Annotated in this window: 21 protein-coding genes; 11 read left to right on the forward strand and 10 right to left on the reverse strand. The window is 58.9% G+C overall.

Annotated features, from left to right (window positions below; translation table 11 throughout):
• Positions 1 to 50 precede the first annotated feature (50 nt).
• Positions 51 to 278: a PA4570 family protein gene (locus RT582_RS05800; protein ID WP_125878283.1), complete on the reverse strand. Its 228-nt coding sequence runs from the start codon at positions 276 to 278 to the stop codon at positions 51 to 53.
• A 149-nt stretch (positions 279 to 427) separates the two neighbouring features.
• Positions 428 to 1,396: a polyprenyl synthetase family protein gene (locus RT582_RS05805; protein WP_014821448.1), complete on the reverse strand. Its 969-nt coding sequence runs from the start codon at positions 1,394 to 1,396 to the stop codon at positions 428 to 430.
• A 242-nt stretch (positions 1,397 to 1,638) separates the two neighbouring features.
• Between RT582_RS05805 and rplU the strand changes: the two genes are divergently transcribed.
• The 5 genes from rplU to RT582_RS05830 all read left to right on the forward strand — a co-directional run bounded on the left by rplU (position 1,639) and on the right by RT582_RS05830 (position 5,326).
• Positions 1,639 to 1,950 carry a 50S ribosomal protein L21 gene (gene rplU, locus RT582_RS05810; RefSeq protein WP_003302133.1) on the forward strand — a complete coding sequence of 104 codons (312 nt, stop codon included), beginning with the start codon at positions 1,639 to 1,641 and terminating at the stop codon, positions 1,948 to 1,950.
• A gap of 35 nt (positions 1,951 to 1,985) precedes the next feature.
• Positions 1,986 to 2,243 (forward strand): 50S ribosomal protein L27, encoded by a 258-nt coding sequence (rpmA, locus tag RT582_RS05815; protein ID WP_003281574.1) that lies wholly within the window; start codon positions 1,986 to 1,988, stop codon positions 2,241 to 2,243.
• 169 nt (positions 2,244 to 2,412) lie between these two features.
• A complete protein-coding gene (cgtA, locus tag RT582_RS05820) occupies positions 2,413 to 3,630 on the forward strand; it encodes an Obg family GTPase CgtA (RefSeq protein WP_003302134.1) in 1,218 nt (405 codons plus the stop codon).
• A gap of 105 nt (positions 3,631 to 3,735) precedes the next feature.
• Positions 3,736 to 4,854 carry a glutamate 5-kinase gene (gene proB, locus RT582_RS05825; protein WP_014821447.1) on the forward strand — a complete coding sequence of 373 codons (1,119 nt, stop codon included), beginning with the start codon at positions 3,736 to 3,738 and terminating at the stop codon, positions 4,852 to 4,854.
• Positions 4,855 to 4,861: 7 nt separating this feature from the next.
• Complete coding sequence (locus RT582_RS05830) at positions 4,862 to 5,326, forward strand: CreA family protein (protein ID WP_003302151.1); 465 nt, start codon at positions 4,862 to 4,864, stop codon at positions 5,324 to 5,326.
• Positions 5,327 to 5,412: 86 nt separating this feature from the next.
• Here RT582_RS05830 and rpsT read toward each other — a convergent pair whose 3' ends face one another.
• A complete protein-coding gene (gene rpsT, locus RT582_RS05835) occupies positions 5,413 to 5,691 on the reverse strand; it encodes a 30S ribosomal protein S20 (protein ID WP_003281567.1) in 279 nt (92 codons plus the stop codon).
• A gap of 222 nt (positions 5,692 to 5,913) precedes the next feature.
• Here rpsT and murJ point away from each other — a divergent pair, with 222 nt between their 5' ends.
• The 6 genes from murJ (at position 5,914) to ispH (ending at position 13,340) form a co-directional block, all read left to right on the forward strand.
• Entirely contained in the window at positions 5,914 to 7,461 is a 1,548-nt protein-coding gene (gene murJ, locus RT582_RS05840; RefSeq protein ID WP_014821446.1) for a murein biosynthesis integral membrane protein MurJ, read from the forward strand.
• 84 nt (positions 7,462 to 7,545) lie between these two features.
• Positions 7,546 to 8,496, forward strand: coding sequence for a bifunctional riboflavin kinase/FAD synthetase (gene ribF / locus RT582_RS05845; protein ID WP_003302154.1), 951 nt, complete (start codon positions 7,546 to 7,548; stop codon positions 8,494 to 8,496).
• Between the two features lies 1 nt (position 8,497).
• Positions 8,498 to 11,329: an isoleucine--tRNA ligase gene (gene ileS / locus RT582_RS05850; protein ID WP_313476930.1), complete on the forward strand. Its 2,832-nt coding sequence runs from the start codon at positions 8,498 to 8,500 to the stop codon at positions 11,327 to 11,329.
• A 19-nt stretch (positions 11,330 to 11,348) separates the two neighbouring features.
• A complete protein-coding gene (gene lspA, locus RT582_RS05855) occupies positions 11,349 to 11,846 on the forward strand; it encodes a signal peptidase II (protein WP_043942858.1) in 498 nt (165 codons plus the stop codon).
• Positions 11,843 to 12,280, forward strand: coding sequence for an FKBP-type peptidyl-prolyl cis-trans isomerase (gene fkpB, locus RT582_RS05860; RefSeq protein ID WP_020306555.1), 438 nt, complete (start codon positions 11,843 to 11,845; stop codon positions 12,278 to 12,280). Before lspA ends, fkpB begins: the two co-directional genes overlap by 4 nt.
• A 115-nt stretch (positions 12,281 to 12,395) precedes the next feature.
• Positions 12,396 to 13,340 carry a 4-hydroxy-3-methylbut-2-enyl diphosphate reductase gene (gene ispH, locus RT582_RS05865; protein WP_020306554.1) on the forward strand — a complete coding sequence of 315 codons (945 nt, stop codon included), beginning with the start codon at positions 12,396 to 12,398 and terminating at the stop codon, positions 13,338 to 13,340.
• Between the two features lie 112 nt (positions 13,341 to 13,452).
• Here ispH and RT582_RS05870 read toward each other — a convergent pair whose 3' ends face one another.
• The 7 genes from RT582_RS05870 to RT582_RS05900 are packed head-to-tail and all read right to left on the reverse strand — an operon-like array spanning position 13,453 to position 20,275.
• Positions 13,453 to 13,881 carry a type IV pilin protein gene (locus RT582_RS05870; RefSeq protein WP_125883159.1) on the reverse strand — a complete coding sequence of 143 codons (429 nt, stop codon included), beginning with the start codon at positions 13,879 to 13,881 and terminating at the stop codon, positions 13,453 to 13,455.
• The gene (locus RT582_RS05875; protein ID WP_125883161.1) at positions 13,878 to 14,192 is read right to left on the reverse strand and encodes a PilY2 family type 4a fimbrial biogenesis protein; all 315 of its coding nucleotides are present in this window, start codon (positions 14,190 to 14,192) and stop codon (positions 13,878 to 13,880) included. The genes RT582_RS05870 and RT582_RS05875 overlap by 4 nt, the downstream gene beginning before the upstream one ends.
• A gap of 4 nt (positions 14,193 to 14,196) precedes the next feature.
• A complete protein-coding gene (locus RT582_RS05880) occupies positions 14,197 to 17,706 on the reverse strand; it encodes a pilus assembly protein (protein WP_125883163.1) in 3,510 nt (1,169 codons plus the stop codon).
• A 10-nt stretch (positions 17,707 to 17,716) separates the two neighbouring features.
• Entirely contained in the window at positions 17,717 to 18,382 is a 666-nt protein-coding gene (locus RT582_RS05885) for a pilus assembly PilX family protein (protein ID WP_125883165.1), read from the reverse strand.
• Positions 18,379 to 19,230 carry a PilW family protein gene (locus RT582_RS05890; RefSeq protein WP_125883167.1) on the reverse strand — a complete coding sequence of 284 codons (852 nt, stop codon included), beginning with the start codon at positions 19,228 to 19,230 and terminating at the stop codon, positions 18,379 to 18,381. Before RT582_RS05890 ends, RT582_RS05885 begins: the two co-directional genes overlap by 4 nt.
• On the reverse strand, positions 19,227 to 19,775 hold the full coding sequence (gene pilV / locus RT582_RS05895) for a type IV pilus modification protein PilV (RefSeq protein ID WP_125883168.1): 549 nt from the start codon (positions 19,773 to 19,775) through the stop codon (positions 19,227 to 19,229). Before pilV ends, RT582_RS05890 begins: the two co-directional genes overlap by 4 nt.
• A gap of 8 nt (positions 19,776 to 19,783) precedes the next feature.
• Positions 19,784 to 20,275: a GspH/FimT family pseudopilin gene (locus RT582_RS05900; RefSeq protein WP_020306548.1), complete on the reverse strand. Its 492-nt coding sequence runs from the start codon at positions 20,273 to 20,275 to the stop codon at positions 19,784 to 19,786.
• Between the last annotated feature and the right edge of the window lie 60 nt (positions 20,276 to 20,335).

Raw genomic sequence — 20,335 nt, forward strand, 5'->3', positions numbered from 1 at the left:
CCTGACCGCTTTGCCCGTGTGCGGCTCTCGATCTAGGTATTGCGTACTGGTCAGGGCCGCAGCGCGCGGGCATGGCTGAAGAGGAACAGGTTTCGAACCTGTTCCTTGAGCACGCAGGGTTCACTCGTGCTCAACTCCTGCACATCGAGATCACCTTGTTCTCGCAACTCTTCCAGTGCATCCCCTTCGAGTGAAACGCATACGGCGCCGGTATTCCGGTCGAGTATGCGCAGGTAGGGTTGCGGGCGATCCAGCCAGGCATCTATCAGATAAGTCATGCGTCACCTCCAATTCATTCTTGTAATGAGAATAATTGTTATTTGCAAATGTGCAAGCGCAAATATTCCCCTGAATGAGGGTGGAGGTGAGGGATCAACAGTCGGGGCGAAGGCTGCGCTCGAAGCGCAGCGTCTACATTGCAGGGGTATCAGTGGGTGCGCGCCACTGCGAAGCGGCAGAGCTCGACCAGGGCATCACGATACTGATTCGCGGGAATCACTTCGAGGCAGGCAACGGCGCGTTCGGCATAGTCGCGGGCAAGCTTGGCGGTGTAGTCCAGCGCACCTGATGCCTCGACAGCGGCGCGGATGCTCTCCAGGTCTTCGAGGCCGCCTTTCTGGATGGCTTTGCGCACCAGAGCGGCCTGTTCGGTGGTACCTTCGCGCATGGTGTAGATCAGCGGAAGGGTAGGCTTGCCTTCGGCGAGGTCGTCACCGACGTTCTTGCCGAGGGTTTCCGCGTCGCCCTGGTAATCGAGCAGATCGTCGACCAGCTGGAAGGCGACGCCGAGGTGGTCGCCGAAGGTGCGCAGCGCCTCACGCTGTTCCGCGCTGGCGCCGGCCAGGGTGGCGGCGCTGTGGGTCGAGGCTTCGAAGAGCATCGCGGTCTTGCCGCGGATGACCTCCATGTAGATTTCTTCGGTGGTGCTGGCGTCGCGGACCTTCGACAGCTGCAGTACTTCGCCTTCGGCAATGACGCGCGTTGCCTGGGAGATGATGCGCATCACCGGCATGGAATCCAGTTCCACCATCATTTCGAACGAGCGGGCATATAGAAAGTCGCCAACCAGTACGCTTGGCGCATTGCCCCACAGGGCGTTGGCGGTGGAGCGGCCGCGGCGCATGCCGGACATGTCGACGACGTCGTCATGCAGCAGTGTGGACGTGTGCAGGAATTCGATGATGGCGGCCAACAGGCGCAGCTGATCGCCCTGATGGCCGAGCGCGCTGCCGCTGAGCAGCACCAACAGTGGGCGCAGGCGCTTGCCGCCGGCCGACGTGATGTAATCCCCGATCTTTTCCACCAGAGGAACGCGCGAAGTCAGTTGCTTGCGGATGATGCCGTCGACAGCGGCAAAATCGTCCGCCACAACTTGATAGAAAGGCTGGGGTTGCATCGGGGACTCCTCGCAGATTGCGCGGCATGCTAGGGGGCGGGTCTGGCACTGTCAAGGCAACTCCAGTTGGCTATTGCGCGGGGTGTATCGCATGCGTACAATCGCGGACCCTGAACTTCCCCCTGGGCATTTCCCTGCCTTACGCAATTGCACGGGCGTCACCTTCCGGCCCCATGCAGCCATGCCAGCCACTAATCATTCTTTCAAAGCGCTGGGTGAGCAGGATCAACGGAGATACACAGATGTACGCAGTTATCGTAACCGGCGGCAAGCAATACAAGGTCGCCGAAGGCGAATACCTCAAGATTGAAAAACTCGAAGTTGCGACTGGCGAAGCTGTCACTTTTGACCGCGTTCTGCTGATCGGCAACGGCGATGATGTGAAGATCGGCGCTCCGGTGGTCGATGGTGCCAAGGTTACCGCTGAAGTGATCGCCCAGGGCCGTCACGACAAGGTCACCATCATCAAATTCCGCCGTCGTAAGCACCACATGAAGCGTCAGGGCCACCGTCAGTGGTTCACTGAGGTCAAAATCACCGGTATTCAGGGCTAATCGGGCCTGAATCCCCTTATAGGAGTATTGAACTCATGGCACACAAAAAAGCTGGCGGTTCTACCCGCAACGGTCGCGACTCAGAAGCCAAACGCCTTGGCGTGAAGATGTACGGCGGCCAGGCCATCAAGGCCGGCAACATCATCGTGCGTCAGCGCGGCACCCAGTTCCATGCCGGTTACGGCGTTGGCATGGGCAAGGATCACACCCTGTTCGCAAAAGTGGAAGGCGTGATCAAGTTCGAAGTGAAGGGCGCTTTTGGCCGTCGCTACGTGAGCGTCGTCGCAGCCTAACTGCGTCGTTGCTGGAAAAGCCCTGTCATGCGACGGGGCTTTTTTGTTTCTGTATCCTGTGAGGCTCTTGCAAAGAACTGCTCGGTGCTCATTCAGTTTTCGCTGGGTTTTTTGCAAGACCCTTACGTTTCTTGTTTCCTAAGCCCGTCCTGCGACGGGAGGCGTTCCCATGAAATTCGTCGATGAAGTATCGATTTTTGTAAAGGCCGGCGACGGCGGCAACGGCATGATGAGCTTTCGTCGTGAGAAGTTCATCGAAAAGGGTGGCCCCAACGGCGGCGATGGCGGTGACGGCGGTTCGGTGTATCTGGAGGCCGACGAGAACCTCAACACGCTGGTGGACTACCGCTACACCCGTCGCTTCAATGCGCAGAACGGGCAGAAGGGCGGTAGTACCGACTGTACAGGCGCCAAGGGTGAGGATCTTGTCCTGCCGGTGCCGGTTGGTACCACCATCATCGATGCGGCTACCCAGGAGATCATGGGCGATCTCACCAAGCCGGGGCAGCGCCTGCTGGTGGCTCAAGGCGGCTGGCATGGGCTGGGCAATACGCGCTTCAAGTCCAGCACCAATCGCGCGCCGCGGCAAACCACGCCGGGCAAGCCGGGTGATGCTCGTGATCTCAAGCTCGAGCTGAAGGTGTTGGCGGATGTCGGTCTGCTGGGCTTGCCGAATGCCGGCAAGAGCACCTTCATTCGCTCGGTGTCGGCGGCCAAGCCCAAGGTCGCGGACTACCCGTTCACCACGCTGGTGCCGAACCTCGGTGTTGTCAGCGTTGGACGCTACAAGAGCTTCGTGATTGCCGACATTCCGGGGCTCATCGAGGGGGCGGCCGAGGGCGCGGGGCTGGGGATTCGCTTCCTCAAGCACTTGGCGCGTACTCGCCTGCTGCTGCACCTGGTGGATATGGCTCCGTTAGATGGTAGCGACCCGGCCGATGCGGCGGAGGTGATCCTGCATGAGCTGGAGAAGTTCAGCCCGGCGCTGACACAGCGTGATCGCTGGTTGGTGCTGAACAAGGCTGATCAGCTGCTGGAAGATGAGCGTGAGCAACGTGTCCGGCAGGTGGTCGAGCGTTTGGACTGGAAGGGTCCGGTATTCGTCATCTCCGCGCTGGAGAGCGAGGGTACCGAGGCGCTGAGTCAGGCGATCATGCGTTATCTGGATGAGCGCACTGTGCGCATCGCCGAAGAGCCTGATTACGCCGAGGCCCTGGCCGAGCTCGATCGCCAGATCGAGGATGAGGCGCGGGCCCGCTTGCAGGAGCTGGATGATCAGCGTGCGTTGCGCCGCGCTGGCGTCAAGGCGGCCGATGAGGTCGAAGACGACGACTTCGATGACGATGATGATGACGAGGGTGGTGCCGAGATCATCTACGTGCGCTAAGTCGAACCCCGGGCCGCTGCGCGGCCTGGTCAGGCGAGTGGTCGGTGGGCTGCCTCGTGCGCAGTCCGATCCGGAAGTGTTTTGGCCGTATAGAAGGCAGGAACGATGCGGGACAAGGTGAGCGGTGCGCGGCGCTGGGTGGTCAAGATCGGCAGTGCGCTGCTGACCGCCGACGGCCGCGGGCTCGATCAGGCTGCGATGGCGGTCTGGGTCGATCAGATGGTGGCCTTGCGCGAGGCAGGTGTGGAGCTCGTGCTGGTGTCGTCGGGTGCGGTTGCTGCGGGCATGAGTCGTCTTGGTTGGAGTTCTCGACCGAAGGCTGTGCATGAGTTGCAGGCGGCCGCCGCTGTCGGACAGATGGGCTTGATTCGCGCCTGGGAATCCAGCTTCGCTCGCTGCGATCAGCAGACGGCGCAAATTCTCGTCACTCACGACGATCTCTCGGATCGCAAGCGCTACCTCAATGCGCGCAGCACGCTGCGTACGCTCATCGATCTCGGTGTGGTGCCGGTCATCAACGAGAACGACACGGTGGTCACTGACGAAATCCGCTTTGGCGACAACGACACGCTTGCTGCACTGGTCGCCAACCTGGTCGAGGCCGATCTGCTGGTCATCCTGACCGACCGGGACGGCATGTTCGACGCCGACCCGCGTTTCAATCCTCAAGCCAATCTCATCAGTGAGGCGCGCGCCGACGATCCTGCGTTGGATGCAGTGGCTGGCGGCACGGGAGGGGCGCTGGGGCGTGGCGGCATGCAGACCAAGCTTCGTGCGGCGCGCCTGGCAGCGCGCTCTGGCGCGCATACGGTGATCGTTGGTGGGCGCATCGAGCAGGTGCTGGCGCGGCTCAAGGCGGGTGATCGCCTGGGGACGCTGCTGGCGCCGGAGTGCAGTCGGCATGCGGCGCGCAAGCAATGGTTGGCCGGGCACCTGCAGACTCGTGGCACGCTGACGCTGGACGATGGTGCTGTGCACGCGCTGCGCCAGGGTAACCGCAGCCTGCTGCCGGTTGGGGTCAGGGCCGTGCAGGGGGCGTTTCGTCGTGGCGAGATGGTCGTCTGTGTCGGTCCGCAGGGTTCGGAGGTCGCGCGCGGTCTGGTGAACTACAGTGCAGCCGAGGCGCAGCGCATCCTTGGGCGGCCATCAGATGAAATTGAAAAGCTGCTCGGGTATGTCGACGAGCCGGAGCTTATCCATCGCGACAACATGATTCTGGTCTGAGGTGAGGATGCGTTTAGCCAATTTTTCGCTGGTTTTTGGGTTGCTCATCCCTTCGCTGGCGTTGGCCGAGCAGGTCGGTGAGGTGGATACGGTCTTCAAGTGGCTCGGGCCGAATCACAAGATCGTCGTGGAGGCGTTCGACGATCCCTTGGTAGATGGTGTGACCTGCTATCTGTCTCGCGCCAAGACCGGTGGGATCAAGGGCGGGCTGGGGCTCGCGGAGGATCGTGCCGAGGCGTCCATCGCCTGTCGCCAGGTGGGGCCGATTCGCATCAACGGCAAGCTCAAGGATGGCGATGTAGTGTTCAAGGAGCGCACCTCGCTGGTGTTCAAGACCATGCAGGTGGTGCGCTTCTTTGATGAGTCGCGTAATACCTTGGTTTATCTGGTCTACAGCGATCGCGTCATCGAGGGTAGCCCGCAGAATGCGGTGACGGCGATTCCGATTCTGCCTTGGCCGGTTGCGCCGTAACTTGCGCATCGGCCCATCCTTCGCGAGTGGGCAAAATTTGGGCATAAAAAAACCGGCACTAGGCCGGTTTTTTCAAGAACCTGCAGTTAGGCTGCAGCAGCTTCGCCGAGGGCCTTGATGTGGCCGTTCAGGCGGCTCTTGTGACGAGCAGCTTTGTTCTTGTGGATGATGCCTTTGTCGGCCATGCGGTCAATGACCGGCACAGCAGCAGTGTAGGCTGTGCGAGCCTTGTCCAGGTCTTTGGCGTCGATGGCCTTGACCACATTCTTGATGTAGGTACGAACCATGGAGCGCAAGCTGGCATTGTGGCTGCGACGCTTCTCAGCCTGAATTGCGCGTTTTTTGGCGGAAGGGCTGTTGGCCACCGTCGAACTCCTCGAAAACTTGGGGGATTGCAAAGCAAATAAGGCCGCGAATCATGCCGACGCGAAGGGCGCTTGTCAAGCCCGGTCGAATGGCTTGAGAAGCTGGTCGGACAGAAGGGCTGCGGCTAAACTCGCCGCCTCTTTTCGTGTCGTAACTGGCCATCGATCCGGCCGGCGCTGAGCGCTCGGTTGATCAATCTCGCTGCAATTCTAGGAAGACAAATGTCCGAAAAAACCGGCAAGGGCGGATTGTTGCGCTCCAGCGCCGTGGTCAGTGTCATGACCCTGCTGTCACGCGTGCTGGGCATGGTACGCGATATGGTCGTCGCCAGCTACTTCGGTTCGGGGGCTGCGGCCGACGCGTTCTTCATTGCGTTCAAGATTCCCAACTTTCTGCGCCGGCTGTTTGCCGAGGGCGCATTCGCTCAGGCGTTCGTGCCAGTGCTTTCGGAATATCGCACCAAGCGCACGCTGCAGGACGTCAAGCAGTTGGTGGATCGCACCGCCGGCATGCTCGGGCTCATCCTTGCCGGGCTGACTGCGCTGGGCGTGCTGTTTGCGCCCTATGTGGTAATGGTCTTCGCGCCCGGCTTTCATGATGATCCGGGGAAGATGCAGCTGGCTGGCGAGCTGCTGTGCATCACCTTTCCCTACCTGATGCTGATCTCGCTGACGGCATTCACCTCCGGCGTACTCAACAGTTACGGGCACTTCGCGGTGCCGGGCTTCACGCCGGTGCTGCTCAATGTCTGCATGATCGCCTCGGCGGTGTTTCTCACGCCCTATTTCGATCAGCCCATCATGGCGCTTGCCTGGGGCGTGTTCATTGCCGGTTTCGCCCAGCTGGCCTTCCAGCTGCCGTATGTCGCCAAGCTTGGCCTGCTGCCGCGGCCAAAGGTAAAGCGGGGTGACGAGGGCGTTCGACGCATCATGCTGCTGATGGTGCCGGCGCTGTTCGGTGTCTCGGTCAGTCAGATCAATCTGTTGCTGGATACAGTGCTGGCTTCCTTTCTGCAGACCGGCAGCGTGTCCTGGTTGTATTACGCCGATCGCCTGTCAGAGCTGCCGTTGGGGGCGTTCGGCATCGCGATTGGCACGGTGATCTTGCCGAGCTTGTCGCGCCAGCATGCCGGAGACGATCCAAAGGCGTTCTCCGCAACGGTCGATTGGGCATTGCGCATGGTGCTGCTGGTAGGCGTTCCCGCTGCGCTAGCGCTGGGTATTCTCGCCGAGCCAATGATCGCCAGCCTGTTCTATTACGGCGCCATGAGCGAAGAGGCGGTGGTGCAATCGGCCAGGGCGCTGCAGGCCTATTCTCTCGGCGTGCTGGCGTTCATGCTGATCAAGGTGCTGGCGCCGGGTTTCTTCGCTCGTCAGGATCTGAAGACGCCGGTACGCGTCGCGGTCATCTGCATGGTCGCGAACATGGTAATGAACCTGATCCTGATCTGGCCGTTACAGCATGTCGGGCTGGCGCTGGCGACTTCGTTGTCGTCGATGCTCAACGCTGTGCTGCTGTTCTGGGGGCTGTACAAGGTTGGCGTCTACCGTCCTGCACCGGGCTGGTGGCTGTTCGGGTTACGCCTGGCAGCTGCCTGTGCGGCGATGGTGGCGACGGTCTGGTGGCTTAACGTGCCGGCGCAGGAGTGGTTCGTCTGGGGCTGGCAGCAGCGAGCGCTGCGGTTGGGGATTCTCGTTTGCGCAGGGCTCGCGGCATTCGCCGCCGGGTTGTTGCTGACCGGGCTGCGACCGCGGCATTTGCGGCATTGATCGACGATTCACGGGCGGAGCAAGCCTGTCCGGGATGCGCGGCACGTGCGTATAATCGGCCACTTTTCAAGCAAGAAGTGCGGTATGCAGCTGGTTCGAGGCCTTCACAATCTGCGACCCCGACATCGGGGCTGCGTCGCCACCATCGGCAATTTCGACGGCGTGCACCGGGGGCATCAGGCCATCCTGGCGCGGCTGCGCGAGCGTGCGGCCGAATTGGGGCTGCCCAGCTGCGTAGTGATCTTCGAGCCGCAACCGCGTGAGTTCTTTTCGCCGGACAAGGCGCCGGCGCGGCTCACCCGCTTGCGTGAAAAACTGCAGCTGTTGAGCGAGCAGGGCGTCGATCTGGTGTTGTGTCTGGCCTTCAATCGCCGCCTGCGAGAGCTGAGTGCCGCTGAATTCGTCCACGCCACGCTGGTGGAAGGGTTGGGTGTACGGCATTTGGAAGTCGGTGACGATTTCCGTTTCGGTTGCGACCGCGCCGGCGATTTCGACTTTCTGCTCAAGGCCGGCGCGGCCGAAGGCTTCTCGGTCGAGGCCGCCACCACCATTGAGGTGGACGGCGAGCGGGTCAGTAGCACGCGGCTGCGTCAGGTGCTGGCGGAGGGTGACCTGGCCTGCGCCGAAGCACTGCTCGGCAGACCGTTCGGTATCACCGGCCGGGTCATGCACGGGCAGAAACTGGGCCGCCAGCTCGGCGCGCCAACTGCCAATGTGCAGCTCAAACGCCGCAACACGCCGCTGAGTGGCGTGTTTCTGGTCAGTCTCGAGCTGGACGACAAGTCGCTTGCCGGTGTCGCCAACATCGGCATGCGACCCACGGTCGAGAGTGACGGTAAACCACACTTGGAAGTGCATCTGCTCGATTATCAGGGCGACCTGTATGGGCGTCTGGTGCAGGTCACCTTCCATCGCAAGCTGCGCGACGAGCAGCGTTTCGCCTCGCTGGAGGCGCTCAAGACGGCGATCGAAGCCGACATCGCCGCTGCCCGCGATTACTGGCGGGCTTCACCCCTCATGACGAGTCAGGACTGAAATGACCGATTACAAAGCGACCCTCAATCTGCCGTCCACGGCATTTCCGATGAAGGCCGGTCTGCCACAGCGCGAGCCGGAGATTCTGCAGCGCTGGAACAGCATTGACCTGTACCGGAAGCTGCGGCAGATCGGCGAAGGTCGCCCGAAGTTCGTCCTGCACGATGGCCCGCCGTATGCCAACGGCAATATTCACATTGGCCACGCGGTGAACAAGGTGATCAAGGACATGATCGTCCGCTCGCGCACCCTGGCTGGTTTCGACGCGCCCTATGTGCCGGGTTGGGATTGCCACGGTCTGCCGATCGAGCACAAGGTCGAGACCACCTTCGGCAAGAACCAGCCGGCCGATCTGACCCGCGAGCGTTGCCGTGCCTACGCGGCCGAACAGATCGAAGGGCAGAAGGCCGACTTCATCCGCCTCGGCGTCCTGGGTGACTGGGACAACCCGTACAAGACCATGGACTTTGCCAATGAAGCGGGGGAAATCCGCGCCCTGGCCAAACTGGTCGAAGGCGGCTTCGTCTTCAAGGGCCTGAAGCCGGTGAACTGGTGCTTCGACTGCGGTTCGGCGTTGGCCGAGGCGGAGGTCGAATATCAGGACAAGAAATCCGATGCCATCGACGTCGCCTTCGAGGTCGAGGATGCCGACAAGCTGGCTGCTGCGTTCGGTCTGCCGAATCTGGCCAAGCCTGCCAGCATCGTGATCTGGACCACCACGCCTTGGACCATTCCGGCCAACCAGGCACTGAACGTGCACCCCGAGTTCGTCTATGCGCTGGTCGACACCGGCGAGCGCCTGCTGGTGCTAGCTGAGGAACTGGTCGAGTCCTGCCTGCAGCGCTACGGTCTGGCTGGTGAAATCATCGCCCGTTGCGAAGGCAAGGTGCTGGAGTTGATCCGCTTCCGCCATCCGTTCTACGAGCGCTTCTCGCCGGTGTACCTGGCCGAGTACGTGGAAACCGGCGCCGGCACCGGCATCGTTCACTCCTCGCCGGCCTATGGCGAGGACGACTTCCGTACCTGCAAGCACTACGGCGTGGAGAACGACGACATTCTCAGCCCGGTGCAGAGTCACGGCGTCTACGTGCCGGACCTGCCGTTCTTTGGTGGACAGTTCATCTGGAAAGCCAACCCGGCTATTGTCGAGAAGCTCGCCGAGGTCGGCGCGCTGCTCAAGCACGAGTCGATCCAGCACAGCTACATGCACTGCTGGCGGCACAAGACGCCGCTGATCTACCGCGCCACGGCGCAGTGGTTCGTCGGTATGGACAAGGTCGCTCATGACGGCAGCTCGCTGCGCCGCCGTGCACTGGATGCCATCGAGCAGACCGAGTTCGTCCCGGCCTGGGGCCAGGCGCGCCTGCACGGCATGATCGCCGGACGCCCGGACTGGTGCATCTCGCGCCAGCGCACCTGGGGCGTGCCGATCCCGTTCTTCCTGCACAAGGAAAGCGGCGAGCTGCACCCGCGCACCGTCGAGCTGATGGAAGCCGTGGCGCAGCGTGTGGAGCAGGGCGGTATCGAGGCCTGGTCGAAGCTCGACGCAGCCGAGTTGCTCGGCGACGAGGCGGCGCAGTACGAGAAGATCACCGACACCCTCGATGTCTGGTTCGATTCCGGCACCACCCACTGGCATGTGATGCGCGGCTCGCACCCCATGGGTCACGAAAGCGGCCCGCGTGCCGATCTCTATCTGGAAGGCTCCGACCAGCATCGCGGCTGGTTCCATTCATCGCTGCTGACCGGCGCGGCCATTGATGGTCATGCACCGTACAAGGGCCTGCTGACCCACGGCTTCACCGTGGACGAGAACGGCCGCAAGATGTCCAAGTCCCTCGGCAACGTCATCGCGCCGCAGGAAATCACCGACAGCATGGGCGCCGACATCCTGCGTCTGTGGGTGTCGGCCACCGACTATTCCGGCGAGATGGCGGTATCCAAGCAGATCCTGCAGCGCAGCGCCGATGCCTACCGTCGTATCCGCAACACCGCACGCTTCCTGCTCTCGAATCTCGACGGCTTCGATCCCGCGCAGCACATGGTGCCGAATGATCAGCTGATCGCCCTGGACCGCTGGGCCATCGACCGCGCACTGCTGCTGCAGCAGGAGATCGAGGAGGCCTACACTACCTATCGCTTCTGGAACGTCTACCAGAAGGTGCACAACTTCTGCGTGCAGGAGTTGGGCGGCTTCTATCTGGACATCATCAAGGACCGCCAATACACCACTGGTGCGGACAGCCTGCCGCGTCGCTCCTGCCAGACCGCGCTGTATCACATCGCCGAGGCGCTGGTGCGCTGGATCGCGCCGATCCTGGCGTTCACCGCCGAGGAAATCTGGCAGTACCTGCCGGGCGAGCGCAACGAATCGGTGATGCTCAACACCTGGTACGAGGGGCTTGCCGAGCTGCCGCAGGACGCCGTGCTGGATCGTGCTTTCTGGGACAAGGTCATGGCGGTCAAGGCTGCGGTGAACAAGGAGCTGGAAAACCAGCGTGCGGCCAAGACCATCGGCGGCAACCTGCAGGCCGAAGTCACGCTGTATGCCGAGGAGGCGCTAGTAGCCGATCTGGCCAAGCTGGGCGATGAGCTGCGCTTCGTGCTGATCACCTCCGCGGTCGAAGTCGCACCGCTGGCCCAGGCGCCTGCCGAAGCGGTGGAAAGCGAGCTGGCCGGCCTGAAACTGCTGGTGAAGAAGACCGAGCATGCCAAGTGCGGCCGTTGCTGGCACCACCTGCCGGACGTCGGCAGCCACGCCGCACATCCGGAAATCTGCGGCCGCTGTGTGGAAAACATCGAAGGCGCGGGCGAGGTGCGTCACCATGCGTGACAGTGCGCAGAGCCATTCGATGAGCACCCGCTTCGGCAAGCTCGCCTGGCTCTGGGTCAGTGTGCTGGTGATCGCCATCGATCAGGCGACCAAGCACTGGTTCGAGGCCAATTTCAGCCTGTACCAGAAGGTGGAGGTCATTCCCGACTACTTCGCCTGGACGCTGGCCTACAACACCGGTGCCGCCTTCAGCTTCCTGGCCGACCACGACGGCTGGCAGCGCTGGTTCTTCGCTGCCATCGCCATTGCCGTCAGCGTCGTGCTGGTGATCTGGATGAAGCGCCTGAAGGCCAGCGAAACCTGGCTGGCCGTGGCGCTGGCCCTGGTGCTGGGCGGTGCGCTGGGCAATCTCTACGACCGCATGGTGCTGGGCCACGTGGTCGACTTCATCCTGGTGCATTGGCAGAACCGCTGGTATTTCCCGGCGTTCAACATCGCCGACAGCGCCATCACCGTCGGCGCCGTGATGCTGGCGCTGGACATGTTCAAGAGCGACAAAACCGGAGAATCCGCATGACTGAACAGCGCATTGGGCCGGACAAGGAAGTCACCCTGCATTTCGCGCTTAGCCTGGAAAACGGCGATGTGGTCGACAGCACCTTCGACAAGAAGCCGGCGACCTTCAAGGTCGGCGACGGCAACCTGCTGCCGGGTTTCGAGCAGCAACTGTACGGGCTCAAGGCGGGCGACAAGCGCACCCTGCAGGTCGCACCGGAGCAGGGCTTCGGCCAGCCCAACCCACAGAACGTACAGGTCATGCCGCGTAGCCAGTTCGAAGGCATGGAGCTATCCGAAGGCCTGCTGGTGATCTTCAACGATGCCGCCAAGACCGAGCTGCCGGGTGTGGTCAAGACCTTCAACGACCGACAAGTCACCGTGGATTTCAATCATCCGCTGGCAGGCAAGGTCCTGGCCTTCGAAGTCGAGATCATCGACGTCAAAGCGCTCTGATCGTAGGGTGGATCACGCTTCACCGATCCACCGCAGGCCGCCATGGTTGAGGTAAGAAGCGCCTCCACCCTAACTGTCATCCAACCCGCGTGCCACGCGCATCGAGAGACACGCCATGCAAATCAAACTCGCCAACCCCCGGGGCTTCTGTGCCGGCGTCGATCGTGCCATCGAGATCGTCAACCGCGCCCTGGAAGTCTTCGGTCCGCCGATCTATGTGCGTCATGAAGTGGTGCACAACAAGTTCGTGGTGGAAGACCTGCGCGAGCGCGGCGCGATCTTCGTCGATGAGCTGGACCAGGTGCCGGATGGCTTCATCGTTATCTTCAGCGCCCACGGTGTGTCCCAGGCAGTACGGATGGAAGCGGACAAACGCGGCCTGAAGGTGTTCGACGCGACCTGTCCGCTGGTGACCAAGGTTCATCTGGAAGTCACCAAGTACAGCCGCGAAGGCCGCGAGTGCATCCTGATCGGCCATCATGGCCATCCGGAAGTCGAAGGCACCATGGGGCAGTACGACACCGCCAATGGCGGCTCGATCTACCTGGTCGAGGACGAGGATGACGTCGCCCAATTGCAGGTGCGCAATCCCGAGTCGCTGGCCTTCGTGACTCAGACCACGCTGTCCATGGACGACACCAGCCGCGTGATCGACGCCCTGCGCACGCGCTTCCCCAGCATTGGCGGTCCGCGCAAGGACGACATCTGCTACGCCACCCAGAACCGCCAGGACGCGGTCAAGCAACTGGCCGGCGAGTGCGACGTGGTGCTGGTGGTCGGTAGCCCCAACAGCTCCAACTCAAATCGCCTGCGTGAACTGGCCGAGCGCATGGACACCCCCGCCTACCTGATCGACGGCGCCGAAGACCTCAAGCGCGAGTGGTTCGCCGAAGACTCTCGCATCGGCATCACCGCCGGCGCCTCGGCTCCTGAAGTGCTGGTGCGTGGAGTGATCGATCAGTTGCGCGAGTGGGGCGCCAAAGGTATGGATGAACTGGAAGGGCGGCCGGAGAACGTAACGTTTTCGATGCCGAAGGAGCTGCGGGTGAGGCAGGTATAATTGCCCGACTCAGCAGCCACGGTTGCATATGCGTTGATCGTATTGCTGGCTTTTCGGCCATCAAACGAAGAAGCCCGGCATTGCTGCCGGGCTTCTTCGCTTCATTTATCGGTTATTTCCAACACTGTTCCACAGTTTTTCCGCTGCCGGTACGGCCTTTGACGCCGAGCGCATTTAGCGTGAGACTGCCACAGGTAGCGTCGCCAAAATGCTGCGTCGCGGTGAGCGTGTAGCCGCCATCGTTTGCGCTAGTTCCCACAGTCAATGTGTATTTCCGGGTATCCGACGTGACAGTGGTACCGCTGGTTCCTCGCATTCCCAGCTTCGCGATATCTGCCGCGGTGGTTACATAGCTGTTGTTCTGCGCAAAGAATCGCTCCTGACTCGCTGCTGCATCGTTGAGTAAGGCCTGTCCTTCGCTACGATTACCGCGTTGCACGTATTCTGTGTAGTTGGGGTACGCAATTGCTGCAAGTATCCCAACGATACCTACGACAATCATCAACTCGATCAGCGTGAAACCTTTAGCTTGTGAAATCATGGCCGTACTCGTTGTTCTACGTTGTGTACAGACTCTGGGTAGAGATAGAGCGATTCAATGATAGGGTGGGGTGAAGCTTCGGTACCACTGAAGCCGATCAAATAACCCGGTTCCAACTGCAGAATTGCGGGCGTTCCGTTGATTGCCGTTTGGTTGGGTAGTGAGTAGGTGATTTCATCCACGACGATGAGATTTCTACCGAGCTGTACGTCGCCTATAGTACCAATTGCCTCGAAGGTCGCTGCATTAGTTGTACTCATGAGTAATGCCAGAGGCAGCGCTGCAAGTGTGCAGAGAATTTTCAAGTTCATACTGTTACTCCACTATCGGACGCCAGCTCTGGCGGCCCAAGCTGGAAGGATCCGGAGAAACTTGTTCACACTCAAGGCCGGTGCAAAGCTCGTATTTGCTATCCGGAGTCTGGCCTAGGGTCAAACCACCTTCTCCATCTTGGCGTATAGCCGAAATGACTGTGTCGGAGCTGTTGGCGCTTCGATGATCCACGAAGGCGTGATGCTGTGTGCGCCCTCCGCTCTGAGGATCTATCGCATAGGTCCAGTTCTCTACGCCTGAGGAGCACGGATCGGAGTTGGGTACCAATGTCTGGAAGAAAAGCGTTCGACCAAGGGTGACCATATCCGCAACCATCATTTCGCTATTAAGTGGAAGGTCAAAGAACCACCCGTACTTCAATGAATTACCTGTTTGGCTAGTTTCGAGCCAGGTTCCATCGGGTTGAGGAATGGCCCATTCAACGCTGTTTTGGCTCAACAGTCGAGCATCGCGTCCGGCTACCTCGCTTTCTAGCGTAGCGTTCATTGTCTGAGGCTGAAGTTCTTTTCGGGTCAAGCTGGCAGGCTGCAAAGTGCTATTCGGGTCGAGCGTGTCTGTGTCCCAGATACCATAGATGCTTTGCTTGGATGGTGAACCGTCCTTATCGCCTTCTTCGAAATACTTCCCGGTACCGAACACGATTAGATAACCATGCAGTGTAGGGTGGCGGATGATCGATGGCGCGGCAGTGATAGGTTGTCTTACCCCTGCTTCGGTAACTGCCTTGTACAGGGGCTCGCCTGCGTAAGATACGGCGAAACCACGCTCCGCTGTTACAGTTTCACTTTCCAAGCGGGTATAGGGCGCCTTCATGTCCTCTGGCGTTAAATTGAAACGCCAAATATTTCCTTGTAGGTCGCCGGCATAAGCGAAATCAGCAACTCCGTCCGCGTTGAAGTCGGCTACTTTTGGTGTCGATAAGCCGTTGGGTACGCCAACTGTACCGGCGACTTCTAGAGTTTTAGTCAGCTCCCCTGTTTCCATGTCAATGATCAATAGGGCAGCTTTACCGCTATCGTTATTTTCACTGTCATAGCCGTTTCCAGTAACTACTGCCCATTTGCCGTTGTGCAGGCGTGCGATGGTGGGTTGTGGAAAGCTGTAGCCGAGACGAGCTTCATGATCGTTGGGGATAGAGCTATCATGAAACTCCCACAGTAATTTAATGGCATTAGGGTCGGTTACATCCAGAGCAAACAGGCCTTTACCTCCTGCCCGAAGGGTTCCAACCAGTACGGTGCGCCATTCGCCTTTTATATAGACATCAGCGACGGTGGGGGAGCCGTCCACGAAGAACTGGTGATGTGCACCTTGATAACTCTTTCCTGTGAGCTTATGCAGTTTTGGAAAGACTGCGGTCGGGATGAAGGCAAAGGTCTCTTGTCCTGTCGTAGCATTGAAGCTGTGCAACATCCCGTCGTTAGCTCCCACATAGACGCGAGGAGCCCTTTCACGCTGGAGTTCGACGTACTCGGCGTACCCACCACCGGGATGCAGCCTCTCAGCATGGCTAGCCAGGTAGCGGGCGCCGCGTACGGTTACTGGTTTGGACGTGATCATATCGCCGAGCACCGTGGTGCGTTTGCGGAATAAAGAACCTTCCTGCCTTCGATCCCCGCGCAGAAAGTCTAGGCGCAGCTGGGCGTTGGTGCTGTTTGTTGGTTCCAGGGTATCTCCATCGTCAGGGTTCTGCCGCAGGAAATAGGCAAGCGTACCCTCGGTGTCGGCATTGCCCGCGTGGCTCCAACTCAGCTCGGTAAGGCCGTCCATATCGAGCGCCGCTCCAGTGGGCGCTGCGATCATGATGTTGCGGTTAGTCCCTTGGTTAGCTAGCTTTTCGCGTGCACTCCATGACTCGGTAGTAGTTATTTCGAAGAGCCCGGTTACGGCGTTGAGCGTTTTGGTTTTCAAATAGCCTTTGATGTCACCGGCCCAGCCCTCATTGCTCGAATAGGAGGTTTGATAGGCATAGCTCACCAATCCACCGGTGCCGTCGTCCTGCATGCCTGAGTTGATGGCTGGGCTGGCGGCGGAAGTAGTACGCTCGGCAATACGGCTGAGAATATTGGCAAAAGCCGCAACCAGAGTATCTGGCGTGTCAGCGCTGAAAAATTCACCGCGAGAGTTGATGGCGGCGTGCCATAAATCATAGACGTTATTGCTATTGTCGTTGCCAACGGTAGGCCAGCGCTTGCCATTGGCTGACATATTCATCAGTTCACTATGGTTCGCGAACGTTGAACCACCCCATGTAGGTGCAGTGCTCAATTGCAATGAATTGCTGAGACCTAGGCCGACAGTGAAGTTAACCATATGCTGCCAGTTCGCGGGGTTGTTGCGTGGATCCTTCTCGTTAGTGCCGAATGGCATATAAGTAGGAACATTGTTTGCTATGCGTGGGCGCAGGTCTTCCGACCAATAATCATATGCAAGGTCTGCAAGAGTATAAGAAACGTTATCTTTGTACGGATAGTCCAAGCTGCCGTCGGAGTTGCTCCCACTGCCGGAGCGGCCATTCCAGATGCCGTCAGTCATCATAATGTGGTAGCTGGAGCGACAAGCGTACTCACTACCATCATCATCCTTGTAAGCCTTGCTGTCGGTCTTGAGGAAATTGCCGGCACGCATCATGGCAGAGTGTAAAGGAGTGCCGCCTGATTGTGGGAGATTGTCAAGCCAATTGAAGAAGTTGACACGATGCTGTCCCGAAAACTGTTTGATAGTGTTGTTGCTGCAGGAGTCCCTCGTAGACCCAGAGCCGATATTGCAGCTATTCAGGGCTCCCCAAGTGAGACGTACGTTTTCGGGTAACGCATAGAATGCCAAATTGGCAGCTGAGCGCGTGGCCAGGTTGCGGGTGCGATAGAAAGAATACCAGATGGCAAAATTGGTCTGTTCGCCTGTTCCTATCTCTTTATAGGTGTAGCAGTTGTTACTATTGCTAGGGTTCTTCTCGGGGCAGCTCGAGCTTACGGTGTATTGAAAATAATGAGCGGGCGCCTCTCCATTACGACAGACCCCGGAAGGAAATACTCCCGAATCGCATGAGGTAATGAAGGATGTACCGCTGCCTTGTGCGCGGTACTTGCTAGAGAGGTTGACCTTTGTGCTGGTGGAGCTATAGCCGTTTTGCGGGGCGTTGGTGAAACCGGGGGTCGGATAATCCGTGACTATTACTTCGCCATTCACCATCTTGACTTGTTTAGGGACGCGATAGGTCGTGTTTGGGTCGTAATACATCGAGTTGAAAGAATTTGAGCGCCATGCTCGGCGTGCGCGATTGGTCGTTGTGTTGATTCCATCCGGCGCATATGCCCACGCCATGCTTCCTGAGTCGTCCAGTGTTACTAACAGGTTGGGAGATACACCCTCGGTGAGCGAGAGCGGCTGTTGAGAAACTGCCGCGTAGAGGCTTAGTGGTGCGCTGAAGATGGCAACCCCTAGGCCTGTTGCGGTCAACAGCTTTATGACAGTTAAATAGTTCGGAATCATGTCCATTTCCCTAATTGTTCAGGCCGACATAGACGTTGGCGGTTGTAGACTGCAGCGCCAGCCGGTCATCGGCTTGTCCATTGACTTGATAGAAATAGGTGCCTCGACCTTCCAGAATCGCACCATATTCAGCATTCAGTGCGGTGGCGTCGTCTGCACCGACAGCAATTAGGCGACTGTTCCAATAAGCTTCGGGGTCAGTCGCGGTGACATTGTCGTTTCCTGCTTCTCTGCCTCTGTATGGCATCCATGTGACGAATTCGGTCTCGCCTGCAGTTGCAGTATCCGCACCTGTTTTATTTTCTGCTGAGCTATTTCTGAGAAAGGTTAAAGGATCAAGCATGAAGCTGAGAAGATCTGCTTCATTGACCACGGCCAGTAGGCAAGGTCGGTTGGCGCCGCTGGTTTGCAATTTGTTGTCTTTCTGACAATTACTCTCACGAGGCTCGAGCTTGTCACGCAAATATGCAGGACCATGGAATCGAAATTCACCTTCACGTAATGCCGCATTGGCAGCACTCTGCAGACGCAGACTTTCCGCACGATTGCCGGTTATGCGCGATTCAAGCACGACACCGCGCATGCTGGATACGGCTAATACTGTTAAAATTAACAACATGACTAAGGCAACTAGTAGGGTGGCGCCATGCTCACGAGAGGGATAAAAAGTCTTCATGGCATCAAGTTCCTGATCGTCTGGGTTCCATGCGCAACTTGGTAGATTCGGTTTTCGTCGCTACTGGTAAGACGCGCTTTGGTAGTTGCGTCTGCTGAGTCATACCAGTCAGTATAAATTCGTGAGTCACCATCTCGCTGGTTTTCCCGGCTGGCGAACAATATCGAATAGCGCACTGCGCGAATCGGGCCACTATTCTCGGTCCAAGCTTCAGCGTTGACAAAGCGCCCACTGCCTTCGGTCAGTTTCTTTTCCAGCAGATCCTTGCCACCTACGCCGTACTCGAGGCGGAAATCGGCTATTCCAGTAAGTACTTCCATATAGGCGGGGCTGGTAGCGCTGAGACTCTTGCATTGCAGCGTGCCAGCGTTCAGTTCGGCTCCAGGCGTATACCTCAACGCTAAAGTCACGAGGCTGCTGGTGGGAGGCGCTTTGAATGCCTTGCTGTCGTCGAATGCAATCGTATTGCCACCTTGGCAATCCAACTCCTCACTGATAACTGGCTGATAGCGCAGGCAAATACCCAGTGCGTCGGTGGTTGCGGTCACCGGACTACCTTTGGCGAAGGCTTGGCAATCGTTGTTTGCCGAAACAGAGGGAAACGCATCCTCGACCAATTGATCCGGCGCGCGACGAAAACCTGCTTTGCCCAAGTATTCATTAAGCATCAACGCAGCAAAGCGGCTGTTCTCCTGATTGCTAGTTTGGCTTTGCTGAAAAAAATGAGTGCGCCGGTTGTCCATATATATCTGGCTGATACCGAGAAGCAAAAAGCTGCTGATGGCTAGCGCTACTAGAAGCTCAACCATGGACAGCCCGCGTTGTGGATGCGTTTGAGAAGTTCTCATAATTCAACCCGGATTCTGTAGATACAGGTGGTGTCGTTGGGGGCTCTGTCATCAGGGCATGTTCCGGCTTTCACCTCCCAAGCCATTTGGATTTCCAGCATTGAGCCCTTGCCATTACAGTTTCCAGGGACCGAGCTACGGCAGATATAGAAGGCGTCTTCGAACAAGTCGGCTGCCCCCGGTAATGCCGCCTGAGTCTCGCTGACCCAGCAATCCCGCATTTCCAGGGCGCTCTTCGGGTTGTCAATGCATTCTTGGGGTGCGGTGGAGAAATTGCCCCCCGTATCCTTATAGAATGGAGAGCTGTCTTTAAAACCGCTATAGAAGGGCTCTACTGGAGGTGCTTTTTCGTAGAGTTCTTCAGGGTTGGCTCGGATGATTTCGACAAAATCCCCAGCCAGCATCACTGCTGTGTTTCGCTGTACCGAGTCCTGGGTGTACTGAATGCTGCGGCCCTGCATGGCAACCATGCCGAGAATGCCGATGGTGGTCAGTACCAGGGTGACCATCACTTCGATCAAGCTGAAGCCTCTGTTGTTGCTCATGGCGATCCTCATAACGTGCAACTGGTCAGGGCGTTTCCATCGGCGCCTTTGCCGCGCTCATGGCGAACGGGCGCGCCGCTCGCTCGTACTTCCACGACATAGGCCGTCTCGGGCGAATCGTCCCGGCAGACGATAATCAGGGCGGGGGTGGCAGTACCGTTGGCACGATAAGTAATGCTTGCGGCATCTGCGTCCATTCTGGCCTGGCTGGTGTTGTGGCTCAGCTCTCTGGCTGATTGGCCGGCAACGCGCACCACCCAGGGGCCGTCGTCATCGGCGATCACTTCGGCAGTGGTCCGGCGTGTGACGGCTTCTCCACGTGCGTACTGCAGGGTTGCGATCAGATCGTCGGTTTGTTCTTGCAGCCGGGTTTTCTGGATGAACGCAATGAAGTTGGGTACTGCGAGGCCTAACACTATGGTCAGCAAGGCAAGGGTGATCATCAGTTCGATCAGGGTGAATCCATGCATGTCGCTGCGGCGTGACATGTTGCGCTCCATTTGAATTCTTGAGCGGATAATGGTTTGGCTCGGACGCTTTGTCCGTTATGCCGGGATGGT

Origin of the sequence: Stutzerimonas kunmingensis (assembly GCF_032106285.1) — a bacterium.
Lineage (GTDB): Bacteria > Pseudomonadota > Gammaproteobacteria > Pseudomonadales > Pseudomonadaceae > Stutzerimonas > Stutzerimonas kunmingensis_B.